Annotated in this window: 13 protein-coding genes and 2 tRNA genes; 5 read left to right on the top strand and 10 right to left on the bottom strand. The window is 53.8% G+C overall.

Annotated features, from left to right (window positions below):
• Positions 1 to 8 precede the first annotated feature (8 nt).
• The 7 genes from corA to lptM form a co-directional block, all read right to left on the bottom strand.
• Positions 9 to 959, bottom strand: coding sequence for a magnesium/cobalt transporter CorA (gene corA / locus R5268_RS13060; RefSeq protein ID WP_025154632.1), 951 nt, complete (start codon positions 957 to 959; stop codon positions 9 to 11).
• A 112-nt stretch (positions 960 to 1,071) separates the two neighbouring features.
• Positions 1,072 to 3,243 (bottom strand): DNA helicase II, encoded by a 2,172-nt coding sequence (gene uvrD / locus R5268_RS13055; RefSeq protein ID WP_052926761.1) that lies wholly within the window; start codon positions 3,241 to 3,243, stop codon positions 1,072 to 1,074.
• 85 nt (positions 3,244 to 3,328) lie between these two features.
• Entirely contained in the window at positions 3,329 to 4,045 is a 717-nt protein-coding gene (gene yigB / locus R5268_RS13050) for a 5-amino-6-(5-phospho-D-ribitylamino)uracil phosphatase YigB (protein ID WP_317419593.1), read from the bottom strand.
• Positions 4,045 to 4,962 carry a tyrosine recombinase XerC gene (gene xerC / locus R5268_RS13045; protein ID WP_317419594.1) on the bottom strand — a complete coding sequence of 306 codons (918 nt, stop codon included), beginning with the start codon at positions 4,960 to 4,962 and terminating at the stop codon, positions 4,045 to 4,047. The genes yigB and xerC overlap by 1 nt, the downstream gene beginning before the upstream one ends.
• Positions 4,959 to 5,669, bottom strand: coding sequence for a DUF484 family protein (locus R5268_RS13040; RefSeq protein WP_317419595.1), 711 nt, complete (start codon positions 5,667 to 5,669; stop codon positions 4,959 to 4,961). The genes xerC and R5268_RS13040 overlap by 4 nt, the downstream gene beginning before the upstream one ends.
• Before the next feature lie 24 nt (positions 5,670 to 5,693).
• Positions 5,694 to 6,518, bottom strand: a complete 825-nt coding sequence (gene dapF, locus R5268_RS13035) for a diaminopimelate epimerase (protein WP_107680519.1) — start codon at positions 6,516 to 6,518, stop codon at positions 5,694 to 5,696.
• A 44-nt stretch (positions 6,519 to 6,562) separates the two neighbouring features.
• Positions 6,563 to 6,754: an LPS translocon maturation chaperone LptM gene (gene lptM, locus R5268_RS13030; protein ID WP_046894228.1), complete on the bottom strand. Its 192-nt coding sequence runs from the start codon at positions 6,752 to 6,754 to the stop codon at positions 6,563 to 6,565.
• A 79-nt stretch (positions 6,755 to 6,833) separates the two neighbouring features.
• Between lptM and cyaY the strand changes: the two genes are divergently transcribed.
• Positions 6,834 to 7,151: an iron donor protein CyaY gene (cyaY, locus tag R5268_RS13025; RefSeq protein ID WP_107680531.1), complete on the top strand. Its 318-nt coding sequence runs from the start codon at positions 6,834 to 6,836 to the stop codon at positions 7,149 to 7,151.
• A 39-nt stretch (positions 7,152 to 7,190) separates the two neighbouring features.
• On the opposite strand, the gene R5268_RS13020 is transcribed toward cyaY, so the two are convergent.
• The gene (locus tag R5268_RS13020) at positions 7,191 to 9,791 is read right to left on the bottom strand and encodes a class I adenylate cyclase (protein WP_107680518.1); all 2,601 of its coding nucleotides are present in this window, start codon (positions 9,789 to 9,791) and stop codon (positions 7,191 to 7,193) included.
• 676 nt (positions 9,792 to 10,467) lie between these two features.
• On the opposite strand from R5268_RS13020, the gene hemC reads away from it, so the two are divergent.
• Genes hemC through R5268_RS13000 form a run of 4 tightly spaced genes read left to right on the top strand, consistent with a single transcriptional unit; the run spans position 10,468 to position 14,728 of the window.
• A complete protein-coding gene (hemC, locus tag R5268_RS13015) occupies positions 10,468 to 11,409 on the top strand; it encodes a hydroxymethylbilane synthase (RefSeq protein WP_112549911.1) in 942 nt (313 codons plus the stop codon).
• Positions 11,406 to 12,143 (top strand): uroporphyrinogen-III synthase, encoded by a 738-nt coding sequence (locus R5268_RS13010; protein ID WP_218454751.1) that lies wholly within the window; start codon positions 11,406 to 11,408, stop codon positions 12,141 to 12,143. Before hemC ends, R5268_RS13010 begins: the two co-directional genes overlap by 4 nt.
• A gap of 20 nt (positions 12,144 to 12,163) precedes the next feature.
• Positions 12,164 to 13,516 (top strand): uroporphyrinogen-III C-methyltransferase, encoded by a 1,353-nt coding sequence (gene hemX, locus R5268_RS13005; RefSeq protein WP_166708801.1) that lies wholly within the window; start codon positions 12,164 to 12,166, stop codon positions 13,514 to 13,516.
• 3 nt (positions 13,517 to 13,519) lie between these two features.
• Positions 13,520 to 14,728: a heme biosynthesis HemY N-terminal domain-containing protein gene (locus R5268_RS13000; RefSeq protein WP_182106152.1), complete on the top strand. Its 1,209-nt coding sequence runs from the start codon at positions 13,520 to 13,522 to the stop codon at positions 14,726 to 14,728.
• A gap of 972 nt (positions 14,729 to 15,700) precedes the next feature.
• On the opposite strand, the gene R5268_RS12995 is transcribed toward R5268_RS13000, so the two are convergent.
• Both R5268_RS12995 and R5268_RS12990 read right to left on the bottom strand, forming a co-directional pair.
• Positions 15,701 to 15,777: transfer RNA gene (locus tag R5268_RS12995), tRNA-Pro, on the bottom strand.
• Positions 15,778 to 15,799: 22 nt separating this feature from the next.
• Positions 15,800 to 15,886 (bottom strand) — tRNA-Leu (locus R5268_RS12990).
• Positions 15,887 to 15,899 lie beyond the last annotated feature (13 nt).

Here is a 15,899-nt window from a genome sequence, read left to right as displayed (position 1 = left end):
GTTGGACGCTACAGCCAGTTCTTGCGTTTGAAGTAGAGATACGGCGCGAGTGCAGCAGCAACCATCACCCCGATAGCGGCAGGATAGCCCAGCGACCAGTCAAGTTCCGGCATAAATTTGAAGTTCATCCCGTAACTGGATGCCACCAGCGTCGGCGGCAGGAACACCACGGATACCACTGAGAAGATTTTGATAATGCGGCTTTGTTCGATATTGATAAAGCCCATCGCCGCCTGCATCAGGAAGTTCACTTTCTGGAACAGGGATTCATTGTGCGGCAGCAGGGATTCGATATCACGCAGTATTTCGCGCGCCTGCTCCAGCTGATTGGCCGGCAGACGGGTGCGGCGGACCAGGAAATTCAGCGCACGCTGCGTATCCATCAGACACAGACGGACTTTCCAGCCGATATCTTCCTGTTCGGCCAGAGCCGACAGGGCTTTATCAAACTCATCATCCTGTTTGCCTTTCATAATCGCCCGGCTGAGTGTTTCCAGATGACTGTAGATGTTTTCGATTTCATCCGCCAGCTGCTCGATTTTGGTTTCAAACAGATCCAGCAGGATTTCATAGCCGTTGCCATCCTGCATGGTCTGTTTGCGGGCACGCATACGGTACAGCCGGAAAGCGGGCAGTTCCCGCTCACGCAGCGTATATAAACGTCCGTCACGCAGGGTAAATGCCACTGTGGAGTTACCGGCGTGGTCGTCCGCATCTTCGTAATAGAAAAAGGAGTGGACGTGCAGACCGTCATCGTCCTCAAAGAAGCGTGCGGAGGCTTCGATATCATCCAGTTCCGGACTGGTTGCCAGTTCCTGGTTAAACTGCGTCTGAATCAGCTGCCGTTCATGCTCTTCCGGCTCCGAAATATCCACCCACAGCGCATCTGTCAGGGCGTCGCCCTCTTCTAAATCAAGACGTTGCAAACGCTTATTGTCAACTTTAAATGCGCTCAGCATAGTGTGCGGCCTCCGGAAACGAAAGGAAAAGAAAAAGTGTGCGCATGTTATGCGCAGATGAAAAAGGGTGTCAACCGGTTATTCTCCGGTTAACACCTTACTCTGCGGAAGATCAGGGTTTTTCCAGTTTGGCGTAGGAGGCCACCAGCCATTTGATCCCTTCGCCCTGAAACGCTATCTGTAAGCGGGTATGTTCGCCGTTGCCTTCCATATTGATAATGGTGCCTTCGCCGAATTTCGGGTGACGGACACGCTGTCCGAGGGTATATCCGCTGTCATTGGCGGTGATCGGCGTACCGAGCCGCTGGTGGTTGACCGGCCGTGATACCGTGGCGCGCAGACGCACTTCTTCCACACACTCCGGCGGCAGTTCACCGATAAAACGGGACGGCCGGTGATACACCTCTTTGCCGTACAGACGGCGGGTTTCAGCGTAAGTCAGTGTCAGTTTCTGCATGGCACGGGTCACGCCGACATAGGCCAGACGCCGCTCTTCTTCCAGGCGCCCGCTCTCCTCCATCGACATCATGCCCGGGAACATGCCCTCTTCCACCCCGACGATAAAGACCTGCGGGAACTCCAGTCCTTTGGCGGAGTGCAGCGTCATCAGCTGAACCGCATCCTGATATCTGTCCGCCTGGCCTTCGCCGGATTCCAGCGCGGCATGGGACAGAAATGCCTGTAACGGCGTCAGCCCTTCGTCAGCATCCTGATAACTGAACTGATTGGTTGCGGTGACCAGTTCTTCTAAGTTTTCAATCCGCGCCTGGGCTTTTTCCCCTTTTTCCTGCTCATAGTGCGCCCGCAGGCCGGAATCGCGGATCACGCGGTCAGTCTGCACGTGCAGCGGCATACCGTCCGTTTCCTGTGCCAGCAGATTGATCAGCTCGAGGAAACGCCCCAGCGCAGAGGCGGCACGCCCCGCGAGTGCTTTTTCTTCCAGCAGTACGCCGCAGCTTTCCCAGAGGGTCAGTTCCCGCTCACGGGCAGTCTGACGCACCACATCCAGGGTGCGGTCACCGATCCCGCGGGTCGGGGTGTTTACCACACGCTCAAATGCCGCGTCATCATGACGGTTTGAAATCAGGCGCAGATACGCAAGAGCATCTTTGATTTCCTGGCGTTCGAAGAAGCGCTGACCGCCGTAAATACGGTACGGCAGCGCGGCCTGCAACAGTGCCTCTTCCTGTAAACGCGACTGGGCGTTGCTGCGGTAAAGAATGGCGCAGTCCGCCAGGGCACCGCCGTTCTCGTGCCACTGTTTAATGCGCCCGACCACATAGCGTGCTTCATCCAGATCATTAAAGGCACAGTACAGGGAGATAGGTTCGCCGTCCTCACCGTCCGTCCAGAGGTTTTTCCCCAGCCGGTCGCTGTTATGGGAGATCAGGGCGTTCGCCGCTTTCAGGATATTGTTGGTGGAACGGTAATTTTGTTCGAGACGGATGGTGGTCGCGCCGGGGAAATCTTTCAGGAAGCGCTGGATGTTTTCCACCTGCGCGCCGCGCCAGCCGTAGATAGACTGGTCATCATCACCGACAATCATCACTTTACCAGTATCGCCCGCCAGCATGCGTACCCAGGCATACTGGATGCTGTTGGTGTCCTGGAATTCGTCCACGAGGATATTGGTAAAACGATCACGATAGTGCTGTAAAATCGCCGGTTTGTTCAGCCACAGCTCATGTGCCCGCAGCAGCAGTTCGGCAAAATCCACCAGTCCCGCGCGGTCACAGGCTTCCTGATAGGCCTGGTAGATCCGCAGCCAGGTGGCTTCCACCGGGTTGCCGTAACTCTCAACGTGCTGAGGCCGCAGCCCCTCATCTTTTTTGCCGTTGATATACCAGCAGCCCTGTTTGGCCGGCCACTGTTTTTCATCGAGATTCATGGCTTTGATCAGACGGCGGATCAGGCGGATCTGATCTTCGCTGTCGAGGATCTGGAAATCCTGCGGCAGCCCGGCATCGAGGTGATGCGCGCGCAGCAGACGGTGTGCCAGACCGTGGAATGTCCCGATCCACATCCCGCCCTCACTGGTACCGACCAGCTCTTCAATACGGTGGCGCATTTCCGCCGCCGCCTTATTGGTAAAGGTCACTGACATTACCGAAAACGGAGAGGCGTTCTCCACTGCCAGCAGCCAGGCGATACGGTGCACCAGCACCCGGGTTTTTCCGGAACCGGCACCCGCCAGCACCAGCATGTTTGAGCGGGGAGCCGCCACCGCTTCGCGCTGTTTATCATTAAGGCTTTCAAGCAGATAAGAGACGTCCATAATTTCCATCAGTGGTTGTGCGGCAGCGCCGCGAAAGAAAAAGCGACTTCCGGACAGCCGGTTCCGGAAGAACTGGTTTTTTATACAGATAAAATTATAACAGTCCGGTTAAAGAATCCAACTGTGTAATTTCAATATGCGGCAGCAGGCGGGTTTCCGGATCGTGATAAACATCGCGTCCGTCAAGGTTTATCCAGCAGGCCAGCATACCGCTGCACAGCGCACCTTCCACATCCGTATTCAGGTTATCACCGACATGCAGGATGTTTTCTGCCGGGATAGCCAGCCGCTGCGCCGCCGTGCGGTACATATCGCAGAACGGTTTTGCACGTCCGTCCGGACCGGCTTTGAGGATAAAGGCAAAATAATCCGCCAGCCCGCATTTTTCCGGCTCCATATTACCGTTGGTGATAGCCACCAGCGGAATATTTTCCGCCAGCGCGGCCAGGGTATCGTGCGTGGACTGCGGCACGTCGATACGGCTGCGCCACTGTGCGAAATGCGCCATAACCGCATCCGCCCCGGTCTGCGCACGGGCGGCGGTATAGCCGTAATGCAGGAAAAAGGTGCGCCAGGAGAGCAGACGCCAGCGGCTGACGTCATGAAAAATCTCCGGCTGCTGACGGCGGATACGATCACGGAATACATTAATGTAATCAGCCGGTAAGTCACGGAAACGCGGATCATACTGACGGATAAACGCAATCACCTCCTCCTCGGTTTTATCCATCACCGGACGATTATCATACAGCGTGTCGTCAAGATCGAATGTCATGGCGCGGACAGGCGAAAGGGGGCGGTAGAAACGCATTACGATTTTCCTCGTTTGGCCCGCGGATGTGCAACATCATACACATTGGCAAGATGCTGAAAATCCAGATGGGTATAGATTTGCGTGGTGGACAGATTAGCATGCCCCAGCAGTTCCTGCACCGCACGCAGGTCGCCGCTGGATTCGAGAATGTGTGTCGCAAAGGAGTGGCGCAGCTTATGCGGGTTCAGATGGCTGTTCAGCCCCTGATGCAAACCCCGGTATTCAAACCGTTTCTGCACATTACGCGCCGAGATCCGCTTACCGCTTTTGGTGGAGATAAAAACAGCTTTATTCTCAGGATCATACAGTTCACGCAGCGGCAGCCAGCGTTCCAGGCAAGCCACGGCTGTTTTGCCGAGCGGCACTTTACGCTCTTTGCTGCCCTTCCCGAGAACCCGCACCTCACCGGTAACCAGATCAAAATCCCCGGTATTCAGCCCGACCAGTTCCGATAAACGCAGCCCCGCGCCGTACATGACTTCCAGCATGGTGCGATCACGCACTGCCAGCGGGTCATTGCCGCTGATATCCATCAGCCGGGCAATGTCATCCACATCCATATTTTTCGGCAGGTGCCGCCCCTGTTTCGGGGCGCTGACGGCTTTGGCCGGATTGGCGGGGATCATCCCGTTGCTGACCTGCCAGTCGAGAAAGGAGCGCAGGGCGGAAAGACGCAGCGCCAGGCTTGCGGGCTGCAAACCGTTACGGCGGCTTTTCGCGGCCAGCATCCGCACCGTTGCCGGTTCCAGTTGTGCCCAGCTGCGGATTTTGCTGCTGACCATCATCTCTGCCAGCGTAGTGAGCTGACGGCGGTAATTGGTAATAGTCACCGGACTTAACCGGCGCTCCACCCGCAGATACTGCAGAAACTGCTCTGCCGTGACCAGCAGGTCATCTGCCGCACTGTCCGTCATGCCAGCTCCACCCAGCGTTGCAGCAGCTGCGGCAGGAAATACGCGACCTGCTCCAGCATCGCGGTACCCATATCTTTCTGATAATGCTGTTTATCGCGGCTGACAAAAATCACCACGCCGAGATCATGCTGCCCGCCCAGCAGCGACACCGATGCCGAGCCGACAAAGGCACTGTCCGGCAGTAACAGCTGTATTTCCGGTGCAGTCAGCTGCCCGAGATAGTGATTGCGGTCCCCGAAACGGGAAAGACGGATGGCTTCAAAGTGAGCACGGGATAAGGCCAGTTCCTGATGACGGAACGGCGCACCCAGCCGCCAGCTGTCGGTAAACAGACGGATTTTGGCATGGCTGAGCTTCAGCCCTTTCGCCCACTGATTGAGACGTTCGGAAAAATCATCCAGAGAGGTGGCAGAAGACAGCGACGCCAGCAGTTTCAGCAGGCGTGAGAACAAATATTCGTTTTCGCGGGCCTGTATCATCAGCTGCATCAGATCATCCGTCAGCGTGCCAATCCGCTCACGCTGGCGTCCGAGCTGCCACTCAACGAGAGATACCGCCCCTTTTACCGGATGCGGGATGGTCATATCGGTGATCTGCGCGGCATTACGGATGAAAAAATCCGGATGCGCTTTCAGATACGCCAGCACCGCCGCTTCATCCGGTTCTCCGGACGGGGCGGATACGGCGGTATCCTGTTGACTGTCCATTGCTATTTATCCTCTTTATGATGATTAAAGATGGATAACACCATCATATACATGCGTGGCCGGGCCGGTCATAAACAGCGGTTTACCCTCACCCTCCCAGCTGATAAACAGAGTGCCGCCGGGTAAATCCACCTGCACATTTTCTGCCAGCAGACCCTGGCGTATCCCGACAGAGACCGCCGCGCAGGCACCGCTGCCGCAGGCCTGTGTTTCACCGACGCCGCGCTCATACACCCGCAGACGGATGTGATCACGTGACAGGATCTGCATAAAGCCGATATTTGCCCGTTCAGGAAAACGTTCGTGGCTCTCCAGAACCGGACCGATAACCTCAACTTCCGCCGTTTCCGTGCTTTCCACCTGGATAACACAATGCGGGTTACCCATCGACACCACACCGCACAGGACAGTGCGTTCGGCGGCGCGGATAATATACGTTTTCTCTTCTTTTACCGCGCGGAACGGCACCAGCGCCGGTTCAAACTCCGGCACGCCCATGTTCACGCGGACATTATCATTATCCGCGATACTGAGCACCATACGCCCGGATTGTGTACTGACACGGATATCCCGTTTATTAGTCAGCCCTTTGAGACGGACAAAGCGGGCAAAACAGCGTGCACCGTTGCCGCACTGTGCCACTTCGCTGCCGTCCGCGTTAAAGATGCGGTAGTGAAAATCCAGTTCCGGATCATAAGGCGCTTCCACCACCAGCAGCTGATCAAAGCCGACGCCGGTGTGCCGGTCTGCCAGACGGCAGATAAGCTCCGGTGAAAAATAGATATTCTGGGTGACGGCGTCCACCACCATAAAATCATTACCCAGGCCGTGCATTTTGGTGAACTGCATGTTCAGATCCTGTTTACGCCTCAGTAACCGGGGTTATCCGGCGGTCATTTTTGCGTTTTGCCGTTCTCAGCGTTGTCTGTCTGTACAGCAGACTGTTCCGTTGCAGGCTTATCCGCAGGAGCACTTTTTCCGGCGGCCGGCTCTTCCGGCGGGAAGTAGAGAGGGCCTTTCAGTCCGCAGCCGGACAGGGTCAGCAGCATCACGGCGGATACCGCGCAGATCATTTTTTTCTTCATTTACAGTCATGCCTGTTAATCATCGGTCAATACCCTCTATAATCGCAGTTAGATGTCGAAAAGCAAATAGGAAATGACGATGAACGATACAGAATTTCACCGGACGGCGGATGCGCTGTTGCAGGATATTGAAGCAAAATTAGATGATTACGACGGTGATGCGGATATTGACTGCGAAACCAACGGCGGTGTGATGACACTGAGCTTTGAAAACGGCTCAAAAATTATCATCAACAAGCAGGAAGCGTTTCACCAGATCTGGCTGGCTGCGCGCAATGGCGGCTATCATTTTGATCTGAAATCAGATAAATGGATTTGCGACCGCAGCGGCGGCGAGTTGTTTGCTATGCTGGCACAGGCTGTCAGTGAACAGAGCGGCGAACCGTTCAGCTTCTGAGTTGTCAGACTGACGGCACAAAAACTGTGCCGTCGCATATCAGCCGCGGTGCCCGGCGGCCTGATACTGTAACGGCCTGATATCCGAACGGAAATCAGCATGCACAGCATCACGCGTCTCTTCCGTCACAGACGGGGAGAACATCGTGCTGTGGAACGGCGTAACCTGTGTTTTACCGTCCGTTTTTAGGATCTGATAGAACTGCGGCAGATTAAAATTGATAAAGCTGGAGCCGTACGTGAAGCGGTCATGGGAAGAGGAATAGAACCGGCTGACATCCCGGATCAGGTCTTCTTTACTGCCTTCACAGCCGGAATAAATTTCCACCCGGTTTGATTCATCCAGCACATAAATATTGAAGCCGTTATCATCACGGTTTTCAAAGAAAAACTGAATAATCCCCTCACTGGCATAACCATCCACCACATCCGGAAGATGACCGGTTCCCGTACTGATTTTTACCGGAAACCCGCGCAGTTTGTTGTTGGAGATAGCCCCGTAGAATTCAACGGCATTTTCCAGTTTCTGCACAGAGACGTTGAGACGCTCAAAGAACAGTCCCCAGGTCTGACCGGCCAGACGCAGTGCCTTAAAGCGGCCCGGATCCTGGCGGTTGGTGGTCAGCCGCAGTTCAATGCATTCAGAAACCAGCTGGCGGATACGGGTACTGATCAGCCCGCGCAGATGGCGGCTGTAACAGAAGACTTCCACGCCGGACGGTGGTGCGGCATCCTGATGCATCTTGCCGAGAATCGTTTTCAGGGCTTCCAGCACAGACTGTTCGCCGCTGAAATGCAGTGTGCGCACTTCATTCCAGGAGTTGCGGTACAACAGATCAATACTGCCGACCAGGCATTTCTGCTCCTGCCCGAAGCTGAACACATCCAGCTTGCTCATATCAAAATGCACAACCTGCTCGGCGAAACCGGCGGTCGGGTCCTGCTCCAGATTAACAATAATCGCCAGATGGCGGATTTCACACGGGCTGTACAGCGCACGTGGTGTCGGGGCAGGCAGACGGATAGGGAAATTCTGTGACACATCATGCACCAGCTCGTGCAGTTTCTGCTCATCACAATGTGATTCACCGTTATGAATATAGACGCGGGTTCTGTCTGTCAGCAGGCCGTTGAAGTAAGTCCAGGACACCAGCTTATTCAGATAACGGTTATATTCCAGCGGCTGATGGCCGATGATGGTGTGAATAGTCGGCGCCTGATTATACAAATACCAGCCGCTGCGGTTGGCGCGACCCGCCGGGACATAAATAAAGGTCAGATTCTCTTCTGACAGATCCGGCGAAATCTGCGGATTCACCAGGGTGACTTTCCCCGGCAGCGCCTCAAAGGCGGCATACAGTTTTCGTGTCAGCACACCGATATCCTGCGGACTGGCGCTGACACTCAGATTATTACGGCGCGCAAAACGGATAAGGTTACGGTAGCTCTGCATCATGGTGTCGAGCAGCTCATTATGTGCATCCCGTACCTGCTCAATTTTCCACGAATTCCGGCGATCCAGCACAGACAACCGCTCCGGGGACCAACCCCAGCCTTTCACCATCTCGGATAATACCTGACAACGCCAGCCGCAGCAGCCGCAGGACGCACGTTCGCTGACATCCGCAGGCGGCTTTTCACACACTTTCAGGTAGAAGCAGCGGCGGATCAGATCAAGGCGGGTTTCGTCATTGATGGCTTTCAGATAACGGGTCACACGGTCGAGCATCATGGCGTAAGAATCAAGCCCGTGATGGACAATCTCACCGGCATGCAGATGCTTTTTAAATTCGGTTGCCAGAAGCTGCCCGTTCGGGTAATCCCACGAATACGCTTCCAGCAGTAAACTTTTGATCACGGCTTTATAAGGGGAATCCACACTCTTATAAAGCTGCCACAGGCTGGCACCGAAGTACTCTTCCGCGGACAACTCACCCAGCCCGCCCAGATCCAACCACTCATTCGGGGTTAATACACCCTGCGCATAAAGGGAGAGAACATATTCATCATAGTGATGTTCTTCCTCTGCCGGCACCATGGTCCACAGCAGACGCTTACCGGCCATCCGCACAGCGGTCCGGTAAAACTCATCGAGCAGTAAAATATGCTGGGTCGAGCCGCAGTCCTCACCGTTGAGGCTGCCGCTGGCATTGTGGCGAAACCGGTTTTCATCAATCAGGAAGAACGTGACATCAATACCTTTTGCCGCCGCCCACTCTTCAATCAGTGTGCATTTGCGGCGCAGATTCTGTTTTTCATCGTGGTCAAGCCAGGACTGATGACAGACCCAGATATCGAGATCAGAAGAGTGGCTCTGGCCGACAGACGATGTGCTGCCCATAGAATAGATACCGGTAATCGGTAATTCACCGCCGGCATTGCACGGCAGACACTCTCCGTGCTGACGGGAAAACTCCGCCAGCCAGTGTGACTGTTCATCATCGGACGCCCAGAAACAGACACCGTGCGGCACATTACCCGGCACATAGCCCGGCATATCCGGATGGTGATGGTGCAACAGTACCGGCAACAGACTGTACACGTCTTTAAACGCACGACTCATCCCGATGGTCGCGCGCTCTGATCTGAGCTGATTTATTGCATCCAAACGCTGCTTGAGTGTTTCAATATAAAGATACAAAGGATTCGCCTGATTTTATTTCATGTAACTGGAAACGACCTGATGCCCGGCTTTATACGTAATATGAATACAGACTGATAATGTGATGCTGAAAATGATAAGAATCGGAGCCAAAGTTAAATTGCCGGAAACGTGATCAATCTAACACCTTCGGGGCAAAGGGTAAAGCTTCGCACTAAAAAAGGCACGATTACTCAAAGTTGTTATTAGTCCGATAACTAATTGTAAAATATATATTTTCGTTAAAAACCACCGGGATACACACAAAAAATATAAGGAAATATATCGTAAATTGTGTGCGCGTTTGTTTTTGCTCGTTTTTTGAGCAAAAAAAGTAATGCGACTTACACATACAGGGTGTGTTTATTTATTTTAATAATGCTATGAAATAGTTATTCAAATTAAATCGATTTGATTAATACTTTTTTATAATTACTAAATATTTTTATTATTTAAAATATGTTTTAATTATTTACCAGTAAGTACCAGCCGCCAACCCTGACGCTATTTATTCTCTGATCATCCTTTTTTGTTCTTATCTGCCGGGCAGGTCTCGTCGCGTAACTGGAAAAATAATCAGCAAAATGATAAAACAAAGGCAGTTTTTCCTATTTTTCCGGCATGTTTCATCTGAAAAAAACACCGGATAAAAAAACAAGGATCCCTGATAATTATCATGACCACTCAATCTCTGCGTATTGCCACCCGCCAAAGCCCGCTTGCACTGTGGCAGGCTGAATTTGTTAAACATGAGCTGGAGCAGATTCATCCCGGGCTGCACGTTGAACTCGTCCCGATGGTCACCAAAGGTGACATTATTCTCGATACCCCACTGGCGAAAGTCGGCGGTAAAGGGCTGTTCGTCAAAGAACTGGAACTGGCATTACTGGAGAACCGGGCAGATATCGCCGTACATTCCATGAAAGATGTCCCTGTTGATTTCCCGGACGGGCTGGGATTAGTCACTATCTGTGAGCGGGAAGATCCCCGTGACGCCTTTGTTTCCAATCATTATGACAGTGTGGATGCTCTGCCGCCCGGCAGTATTGTCGGCACCTCCAGCCTGCGCCGTCAGTGTCAGTTGCGGGAACGCCGTCCGGATCTGGTGATCCGCGATTTGCGCGGTAATGTGGGCACCCGGCTGGGTAAACTGGATAACGGCGACTATGACGCGATTATCCTGGCGGTCGCCGGGCTGAAACGCCTGAAGCTGGATGAACGTATCCGCTGTGCCCTGCCGCCGGAAGAATCGCTGCCCGCTGTCGGCCAGGGGGCGGTCGGGATTGAATGCCGCCTGGATGATGAACGCACCCGTTCGCTGCTCAGCGCCCTCAATCACGCACAAACCGATATCTGTGTCCGGGCTGAGCGCGCCATGAATACCCGGCTGGAAGGCGGATGCCAGGTGCCAATCGGCAGTTATGCTATCTGGCAGGGAGATAAAATCTGGCTGCGGGCGCTGGTCGGTGCACCGGACGGCAGTGAGATTGTCCGCGGCGAACGCCTGTGCGATCCGCAGGATGCCGCCGCCGCAGGGGTTTCTCTTGCGGAGGAACTGCTGGATAACGGCGCACGGGCTATCCTGACGGATGTCTATCAGGGGCACACGCCTGCATGACCATCCTGGTCACCCGTCCCTTACCGGCCGGTGAAGCCCTGGTCAGCGCGCTGCGCTCACGCGGACAGAATGCCCTTTCTGCTCCGCTCATCCGCATTTCTCCGGGACATGAGCTGCCGCTGCTGGTTGCCAAAGCAGCCGCACTTTCTCCCGGAGATGCCCTTTTTCTGCTGTCAAAGAATGCGGTTTATCACGCAAATGAACAGCTTATTCAACAGAATTACCTGTGGTCTGATAAGCTTTGCTATTATGGGATCGGTCAGTCAACCGCCCGTTGCTTTGAGCAGCTGACCGGATTACCCGCAGCTTTTATGCCGGGCGGGGAAACCAGCGAGCATTTGCTGACCCTGCCGGATTTGCAGGATATGACCGGCCGCCGTGTACTTCTGCTGCGTGGTAACGGCGGCAGAGAGCATCTGGCACAAACACTGCGCGAGCGGGGGGCGGTTGTGGATTATTGTGAATGCTACCGCCGCGAACCCGTGAAGTACGACGGCGGGAAATGCGCCCTGTTGTGGCAGCAGCAACAGGTTCAGACGCTGGTGGTAACCAGCGGGGAAATGCTGCACCTGCTGCGGCAGATGATTCCGGCCGAACACCTTGGCTGGCTGTTACAATGCCGGATTATTGTTGTCAGTGACAGACTGGCAGCTATCGCACAATCACTGGGCTGGCGCACTATTGATATCGCCGCCGGTGCAGATAATGAAGCCTTACTTCAGGCTCTTCAATGAACAGACATGGGACGCCACGAATGACGGAACACGAAAAAAAACCCGGGTCAGCTGAGACACCGGAGACACCTGAAACACAGGATACCGTAATCAGCACCGATCCGCAGGCAGAGAAAAAAGACGCCGCAGCCGGGAAAAAAGCGACCGCCAAGAATGTCACTGACAAAGCGGCTCCTGAGAAAAAACCGGCAGATACTGCGCCGAAATCCGCAGCAGAAGCCCCGCAGTCACCGAAAACAGCACCTGCGGCAGAGCAGAAACAGGCATCCGGTTTTCTGCGCGGCGCAATCGCACTCGCGGTTATCCTGCTGATCGGCGGCGGAGTCTGGTATGCCTCACAGGCAGGTACTCAGACGCTGTCGAAAAACCTGGAAGCGGAAAATGCACAACTGAAATCTCAGATGGCGCAATTGCAGCAGGAACAGCAGCAGACACAAAAACAGATGCAGGAATTTATCGCACAGCAATCTGCTCTCAGCGCACAGCATCAGCAGCAGGAAGCGGCACTGAAACACGAAATGGATTTACTGCGCAGCCGTGTCACAGCGCTGTCCAGTGCTGATGTGAAAAGCTGGCTGCTGGCTCAGGCGGATTTTCTGGTCAAAATGGCAGAGCGCAAACTGTGGAATGACCAGGATGTGGTCACCGCCATGGTGCTGCTGAAAAATGCCGATGCCAGCCTGGCTGAAATGAATGATCCGGGCCTGCTGGATGTCCGTACCGCACTGCGTAATGATATCACCGCACTGTCTGCCGTCAGTCAGATCGATTTTGACGGCACAATTCTGCGCCTGAACCAGCTTGCCGGTCAGGTGGATAATCTGCGTCTGGATGACGGCAGCCGTGACGGCGCGCCTATGGACAGCAGCGACAGCGAGGGGCTGACCTCCTCCGTGGCGGACTGGCGTACCAACCTGACCAAAAGCTGGAAAGGGTTTATGAGTGATTTTATCACTATCCGCCGCCGCGACAGCACGTCCGCACCGCTGCTGGCACCGAATCAGGATATTTATGTCCGCGAAAATATCCGCGCCCAGCTGCTGATCGCCGCACAGGCGGTACCGCGTCACCAGGAAGAGAGCTACAAACAGTCACTGGATGCCGTTTCCACCTGGGTCCGTGCGTATTTCTCTGATAACGATCCGACTAACACCGCTTTCCTGGCCGAAGTGGATGCCCTGGCAGCACAACCGATCTCAATGAGTGCCCCGGACAGCCTGACCAGCCAGCCGCTGCTGGATAAACTGGTACAGACCCGTATCCGCCGTCTGCTCAATGATGAAACACCGCCGCCGGCACCGGCAGAAACACCGCAGGAAACCCCTGCGGCTGCACCTGCACAGCCGGAAGCAGCACCACAGCAGGAGGGATAACAGATGTTTAAAGTCTTTATTCTGTTCCTTATCCTGATTGCCGGAATCATTATCGGCCCGCTGGTGGCCGGGCATCAGGGCTATGTTCTGATCCAGACCGATGATTTTGATATTGAAACCAGTGTTACCGGCCTGGTGATCTGCTTTCTCGGACTACAGGCCGTTCTGATGCTGCTGGGCTGGGGCTGGCGTCGCCTGAAAAGCGGCAGCTCCCGTACGCTCGGCTGGTTTGGCGGTCATAAACGTAACCGTGCCCGCGCGCTGACCAACGACGCTCTGCTCAAACTGGCGGAAGGGGATTTCCGTCAGGTGGAAAAATTACTGAGCCGCAGTGCGGATAACGCAGAACAACCGCTGGTTAACTATCTGCTGGCCGCGGAAGCCGCACAGCAGCGGGGAGATAATCTCCGTGCTAATCAGTACCTGGAGCGGGCTTCTGAGCTGGCCGGGCGTCATCAGTTACCGGTTGATATCACCCGCGCCCGTATTCTGCTGAGCCGTAATGAAATTGCGGGTGCGAGAACCGCGATCGACAATCTGCTTGAAATTGCCCCGCGCCATCCGGAAGTACTGCGTCTGGCGGAACAGGTGTATGCTCGTTCCGGTGCCTGGAAATCCCTGATCGCCATTCTGCCGCAGATGAAAAAATCCGGTGAGTTTACCGATGAGCAGACAGAACAAACGGAAACCCGCGCCTGGCTCGGAATGATGCAGCAGGTTGCGGATCAGGACGGCAGCGATGCACTGCGTCACTGGTGGAAGAATCTCAGCCGCCATCTGCGCCACAACCCGGATATGGCCGTGGCTGCCGCGCAGCACTTTATCGCCGGGAATGATATGGCGGATGCGGAAGCGGTGGTGCTCGACGGACTGAAACGTCAGAAAGATCAGCGTCTGCTGATGCTGCTGCCGCAGATCCGGACAGACAACCCGAAAGCTATCCGCAAAGTGCTGAACCAGATGCAGAAAGAAAATGCTGAGCAGCCGCTGCTCAACAGCACCCTCGGCCAGCTGGCCATGCAGGAAACTCGCTGGGAAGATGCGGAAAAATACTTTAAATCAGCTCTGAGCGTCCGTCAGGATGCACATGATGCCGCCTGGCTGGCTGATGTGCTGGATAAGCAGAAAAAGTATGAGGAATCAGCCATGATCCGCCGTAACGCCCTGCTGAATACACTGACACTGCCGGATGAAAAAACAACCGGCGAATAAACACAGACAGTTTATTTCTTATGATACAGAGCCAATCCTGCCGGATTGGCTGAGATTGCTGACAAAGCAGGATAAAACGTGGTTTTTCCTGCTTTGTGTTATCAGCCGAAAATCAATAAACTGATTTTCCTGGTTTATTTTTACAACCTCTGTCGGTCGTCGCCAACCCCTGCGGGTTTGTCAACGGCCTGAGCCAATCCTGCCGGATTGGCTTTTTTTATACCGGAACATTATGAAAGAGATTGACGGAACAGATAATTGATGGCAAGAATGAGACATAAAAAAACACCTATCGCACAGCGATAGGTGTATAAAATACAATCAGGTCTACAGACGGATGGTGCCTCACTCAACGTTACGTCCTGTTGCTGATGTAAAGATTTCGGGATCTTTTACATCGATAACCCGGACAATAGGCACCGAATTTAGCTCTGCATCATCTCCGGGTTTATGAAGCTTACGCAAACATAAGAAATGAGATGAGCATCTACACCTGATGTAATGCACAATACGTGCCAACTTTTACGCCTTCTCGATTTCCCACGGTTCCCGTGGGTTTATTTTTTCTTCCCTGCTTCCCTGTTGTTAATCACTGATGCAATTCTGTCCGTAGTGTCTCTGTTTTGCGACGTTTTCTGACATCAATATTTAAATCATTAGATATCAATGAATTATATGTCTCTTTTTGACGACAAGCACTATGGCTATTGTCGCCCAATCTATACAACAAATATAACCACATGATTTACATATAAATTATAAGATGCCACCAGAACCGGTTGTTTTACGGCAGCGTATGTAATGTTGTCTGCCTGAACACCACAATAGCATCAGCACAGAAGAGATAAAAATCAGCTGCGGAATAGTAACGCGGAACAGTAACAGAGAAAAACGGCAGGAAAAAACAGGACAGGAAAAACGGAAACCGCAGAAACGAAAAAGCCCCGCTGTAAGCGGGGCTTTTTCTGAATATGGTCGGCGAGATAGGATTCGAACCTACGACCCACTGGTCCCAAACCAGTTGCGCTACCAAGCTGCGCTACTCGCCGAAAGGCTGACTTGTCATGATGATGGTGCGAAGGGGGGGACTTGAACCCCCACGTCCGTAAGAACACTAACACCTGAAGCTAGCGCGTCTACCAATTCCGCCACCCTCGCAGGTTCATCACTA

It is taken from the genome of Morganella sp. BCCO 40_0007 (assembly GCF_032989665.1).
Taxonomy (GTDB): Bacteria; Pseudomonadota; Gammaproteobacteria; order Enterobacterales; family Enterobacteriaceae; genus Morganella; species Morganella sibonii.
This window is presented reverse-complemented; position numbering and strand designations above follow the sequence as displayed.